At 72.0% G+C, this 5,347-nt stretch carries 3 protein-coding genes and 2 pseudogenes; 2 read left to right on the top strand and 3 right to left on the bottom strand.

Annotated elements, in window-relative coordinates:
• The 3 genes and pseudogenes from G6045_RS41805 to G6045_RS38975 all read right to left on the bottom strand — a co-directional run.
• Positions 1-300 (bottom strand): annotated as a pseudogene (locus G6045_RS41805) (hypothetical protein); the annotation flags it as partial.
• Between the two features lie 84 nt (positions 301-384).
• Positions 385-960 (bottom strand): annotated as a pseudogene (locus tag G6045_RS38980) (hypothetical protein); the annotation flags it as partial.
• Between the two features lie 180 nt (positions 961-1,140).
• Positions 1,141-2,325: a pyridoxal phosphate-dependent aminotransferase gene (locus G6045_RS38975; protein ID WP_206344760.1), complete on the bottom strand. Its 1,185-nt coding sequence runs from the start codon at positions 2,323-2,325 to the stop codon at positions 1,141-1,143.
• Between the two features lie 773 nt (positions 2,326-3,098).
• Here G6045_RS38975 and G6045_RS38965 point away from each other — a divergent pair.
• Together G6045_RS38965 and G6045_RS38960 are read left to right on the top strand one after the other, a co-directional pair.
• Positions 3,099-3,626: a DUF2617 family protein gene (locus G6045_RS38965; RefSeq protein ID WP_165336982.1), complete on the top strand. Its 528-nt coding sequence runs from the start codon at positions 3,099-3,101 to the stop codon at positions 3,624-3,626.
• A 135-nt stretch (positions 3,627-3,761) separates the two neighbouring features.
• Positions 3,762-5,347, top strand: a 1,586-nt coding sequence (locus G6045_RS38960; RefSeq protein WP_165336981.1) for a polyamine aminopropyltransferase, incomplete at its 3' end; no start/stop codon positions are given.

Below are 5,347 nucleotides of genomic sequence, written 5' to 3'. Positions count from 1 at the left end.
GGCCCGGCGGTCGGACGCCTCGAAGACCGGGCCGTCGACGACGGGCCGCGGGTCCTCCTCGGAGGGCTCGGAGTCCTCCTGCGGGTCCTTCGACTTCCCGGAGTCGTCCACGGCCTCGGCGACCCCGGCGCTCTCCTCACCGGGCTCCGTCCCGGGTGCCGTGTCGTCCTCGGGCTCGTCCGTCCCGGTCTTGGCGTCCTCCCCCCGGGCGGACGCGGGCGAGGTGAGCCCGGGGATGAATGCCGGGTCGAATCCGGCGCCTTCCAGGGGCTGGCTGCTCGAACCTATGCGCTGCTCCACACCGCAGGAGTATGGTCGACAAACCTGTGCCGGACACAGCCAGCCCCCAACTTCGTTATCAGACGCCTACACAGGCACCCCGGCTCCCGCCACCAGGATCACCGCCGCGGCGACCGCGAACCCGTTGGGCCGCGAGAGCCCCGCGAGCGCGGCCAGGGTGCCCGCCCACACCCACCGGCCGGTCAGGAGCGCGTACAGGGACCAGGCCGCGCAGGCCGTGAGCACCGGTTCGGTGTACGCCATCGACAGCACGACCGAGTGCGGCAGCAGACCCCACAGGACCACCAGGAGCGTGGCGGTGCGCCGGTCGTACAGGTGCGCGCCGATCGCGTAGATCCCCCAGGCCGCGAGCGCGGCGGCGAGCCAGGCCACGAGGATGCCGGCCGCGGGGGTGCTCACCGGGAGCACGGTGGCGGCCGCGCGGATCAGGCCCGGATACAGCGGGAAGAAGGCCAGGTCGCTGTGGACGACGTCCGGGCCGAAGTGCAGGGTGCGGCCGTAGCCGTGGGCCGCGATACCGGTGTACCAGCGGGCGTCCCACGAGGCGCCGAGCAGCGCGAACGTGTCCTGCCCGGTGCGCCGGGCGACCGCCGCGAGCACGACGATCCCGGCACACCGCGCGGCGGCGAACGCCCCGAGCGCGAGGACCGGGGCGGGCAGGCGCGCGACTCGGCCGCTGAGCTGCGGCCAGGCGAGGGTCTGAGTCACATGCGTACGATGCGCTGTTTGTCCCGATTATTCTCCTGCACGCGCCCGGACAGCCCGCAATCCGTTACCAGGACTTCAGCCGCCGTACGGCCTTCGCGTACGGCTTCTGCGTGTGGCCTCCGCGTACGGCCTCTACCAGGACTTCAGCCGTGCCACGGCCTCTTCGAGCACCTCGGTCTTCTTGCAGAAGGCAAACCGCACCAGCGAGCGCCCGGCCTCCTTGTCGTCGTAGAACACCGAGGTCGGGATCGCGACGACGCCCGCGCGCTCGGGCAGAGCGAGGCAGAACTCCACGCCGTCGCGGGCGCCGAGCGGGGTGATGTCGGTGGTGATGAAGTACGTGCCGGCCGGGCGGTAGACCTTGAAACCCACGTCCTCCAGACCGGCCGCGAGCAGGTCGCGCTTGGCGCGCAGTTCGTCGCGCAGGCCGTCGAAGTACGCGGGCGGCAGGGCGAGGCCCTCGGCGATCGCGTACTGGAAGGGGCCGGAGGCCACGTATGTGAGGAACTGCTTGGCCGTGCGGACCGCCGTGACGAGTTCGGGGGTGGCGGTGATCCAGCCGACCTTCCAGCCGGTGAACGAGAGGCTCTTGCCCGAGGACGAGATGGTGACCGTGCGCTCGCGCATCCCGGGCAGCGAGGCCAGCGGGATGTGCTCGCCGTCGAAGACCAGGTGTTCGTAGACCTCGTCGGTGATGACCAGGAGGTCGCGCTCGACGGCGAGTTCGGCGATCGCGGTGAGCTCGGCGCGGGTCAGGACCGTGCCGGTGGGGTTGTGCGGGGTGTTGAGCAGGATCAGCCGGGTGCGGTCGGTGACCGCGGCCCGCAGCTCGTCGAGGTCCAGGTGGAAGCCGGTCTCGTCGGGGCGCAGGGTGACCGGGACGCGCTTGCCGCCGGCCATCGCGATGCACGCGGCATACGAGTCGTAGTACGGCTCCAGGCCCACCACCTCGTCTCCGGGCGCCACCAGGGCGAGCAGCGAGGCGGCGATCGCCTCGGTCGCCCCGGCCGTGACGAGCACTTCGCGGTCCGGGTCGTACGCGAGCCCGTACCGCGTCTGCTGATGCACCGCGATCGCGTGGCGCAGCTCGGGCACGCCGGGCCCCGGCGGGTACTGATTGCCGCGCCCGTCCCTGAGCGCCCGCACCGCCGCCTCCCGTACGGCCTCGGGGCCGTCGGTGTCCGGGAAGCCCTGGCCGAGGTTGATGGCCCCGGTCCTGACGGCGAGCGCGGACATCTCGGCGAAGATCGTGGTGCCGAACTCGGCGAGGTGGACATTGAGAAGCGGGCGGGCTGCGGCAGCGGTCATGACGGCCATCCTGCGCCGGGGTGGGGGCGTCGCTCAAGCGGGGGGCGTTCCGGGCTGTGAACGCCGAACCTCTGAACTTGCTCAACTCCGCTTTGGCGCGGTGTGCGTGCGGGCATCCCCCTCGCACATGAGAAGCGGGGGCACCGCTTCGGGGGACAGAGAGACGGGGGTGGTCTCCGTGGGGATCGTCATCGTGTTGGGCATCGTCTTCGTCGTTCTGGTGGTGGTGGGCTCCAGCCTCAACAGCCAGTCGAGCGGCAGGCCGAAGAAGCGCCGGCGCAGCGGCTGGGCCGGCGGCGGAGGCGGGAGCAGTTCGGGCGGGGGCTGCGGGGGAGGCTCGTCGTGCGGCGGAGGGTCGTCGTGCGGCGGTGGCGGAGGATGCGGCGGAGGAGGCAGCTGACCGGGCCTTCGAGGAGGTCCGCGGGCGACGGGGGCTCGCGGACACCCTCAACTGCCACGGCGGAGGCGGCTGACACGGGGCAGCCGGTCCGAAGGTGGCATCTGCCAGGGGGAATGCATCCGGCATAGTCGCCACGAGAAGGTGCCCGGTGGGAGGGAACTCCTGCCGGGCACCTTCTTGTTGAACTGTGGAGAACAGTTGAACTGTGGGGCCCTCGGGGGGATGGAAACCCCACGAAGTTGGGTAAAAACGCTGTGGCGGCGCTCCCCTTCATGATTCCCTTCACCTGATTGACGCAGCCACGGACCGCTCGAGCCAGCTGATGTGCCAGCCCATGTGTCAGGTCCCCCCACTTCCCACTGCGTGTTTGCGGAGCCGACCCATGCTCACGACCCTTGAGACCACCTACACCGACACGCGCGCGGCCGACCTCGCCTGGGCGCTCGGCCGCGAGCCGTTGCCGGCGCTCGCGGTCCTCGATCTCGAACTGGCGGACGCCAAAGTGCAGTTGCGCCTGCTCGGTGCCTCGCATCAGGTGCTCCTCGATCAGGAGGAGGGCACCTGTTCGGAGACCGTGGCGTGCATGCCGGGCAGCAGCACACCGCTGCCGCTGGGGGTCGCCAAACGGGTGGGGGACTGGGAGTACGAGTTCGCGGCGCGCGTCGAGACGCTCACGCGCGGCCAGTTCGCCGGGCGCGCGCAGGAGCTGCTCGCGCTGGTCGCCGACCATCCCAACGGACTCGCGGGCGTCTTCCCCGGCAGCCCGCACGCGTTCACCGCGATGCTCGTGCAGCGGAACCCCGACCATCCCTCGCAGGTGCACTGGCGCACCTGGCACGCCTATCCCCAGGAAGGCCAGTTGGTCGCGACCCGTACCAGGGTCGGAGTGCGGCAGCCGGCGGTCGTCTGAGCGGCCCGATGGGCACGGTCTGAGCGGCCGAAGGGCACCGTCCGAGCGGCCCGGTGGGCAACTCAACCCTCAAGGCGCCGAGTTAAGCCGTGTGGGTGACAGGCTGTCCACCCTTCGTGACGTAGCGTTCGCAACGTGATCGAACCGCCCCTGCCCGCACCCCCCGGCGTTCCGCCACCCCGTGAGGCGGCCGTCGACGCCCGGCTCCCGGTGTCCGCGCGCACCGGCCGGTTCCTGGTGCTCCTGGGCGTCTTCATCTGCGCGGCCTGCGGACTCGTCTACGAGCTCGAACTGGTCGCCCTCGGTTCGTACTTGATCGGCGACTCGGTCACCCAGGCCTCCGTCGTCCTGTCCGTGATGGTCTTCGCCATGGGCATCGGCTCGCTCGCCGCGAAACGGCTGCGCTGCCGGGCCGCGGCCGGTTTCGGCATGGTCGAGGCCCTGCTCGCGCTGGTCGGCGGCTGCAGTGCCATGGCCCTGTACGCGGGGTTCGTCTGGGGCGGTGAGGCGCGCGCCCTGCTCGTGACGTTCTCCCTGGCCATCGGGATCCTGATCGGCGCCGAAGTCCCCTTGCTGATGACCCTGATCCAGCGCATCCGGCGCCAGGACGCGGGCGGTGCGGTCGCGGATCTGTTCGCGGCGGACTATGTGGGCGCCCTGGTCGGGGGGCTGGCCTTTCCCTTCCTTCTGCTGCCGCTGTTCGGGCAGTTGACCGGGGCGCTGCTCACCGGCGCGGTGAACGCGGTCGCGGGCGGGGCGCTGGTGCTCTGGCTGTTCCGGCGCGATCTGACGCGCCGCGGCCGCCGGCTGCTGCTGCTCGTCAATGTCACCGTGCTCGCGCTCCTCGCCGCCGCGGCCGTCCTCGTCGACGACTTCGAACGGGCCGCGCGGCGTGCGGTGTACGGGGCCGACGTCCGCGTCGCCGTCCAGACCGACGTCCAGGAGGTCGTCCTCACCGGACCGCCCGCGGGACCGCTGAACCTCTTCCTCGACGGGCGGCTGCGGGTCAGCGGCCGCGACGAGCACCGGTATCACGAGGCGCTGGTCCAGCCGGCGATGGCGGGCCGGCACGGGCGGGTGCTCGTTCTCGGGGGCGGGGACGGTCTGGCGTTACGGGAGGTGCTCCGGCATCCCGGAGTGCGGCGCGTCGACGTGGTCGAACTGGACGCGGCTGTCGTGGAGTTGGCGCGCCGGGATCCGGCGCTTGCCGCGCTGAACCGGAAGGCGTTCGACGATCCGCGGGTGCGGGTGGTGCACGCGGATGCGTTCCAGTGGCTGCGCGGGGCGTCGCGGCGCGCGTACGACGTGGTGATCTCCGATCTGCCGGATCCGGGGATCACGGCCTCCACGAAGCTCTACTCGCAGGAGTTCTTCGGGCTCACGGAGCGGGTGCTCGCGCCGGGCGGCCGGTTCGCGGTGCACGCGGGGTCGGCGAGTACGCGGCCGCGGGCGTTCTGGACGGTGGACGCGGGCATGCGGGCGGCCGGGCTTGCGACCGTGCCGTACAGCGCGGGCGGGCGGCTCGCGGGGTTCGCGGCCGGGCCCGACCGGGGGGCGGCGGCTCCGGTGCCGCGGGAGTGGGGGTTCGTGCTGGCTGGGCGTTCGCGGCCGGGGCTGGGCCTTGATCCCTCGTGCCGGTATCGGTCGCTGAGTGAGGGGGTGCTGTGGGCGGGGGCTCGGGCGGTGGAGCGGACGCGGGTGGATGTGGGGCCGTCGACGTT

Source organism: Streptomyces mesophilus (genome assembly GCF_011044995.1).
Taxonomy (GTDB): domain Bacteria; phylum Actinomycetota; class Actinomycetes; order Streptomycetales; family Streptomycetaceae; genus Streptomyces; species Streptomyces mesophilus.
This window is presented reverse-complemented; position numbering and strand designations above follow the sequence as displayed.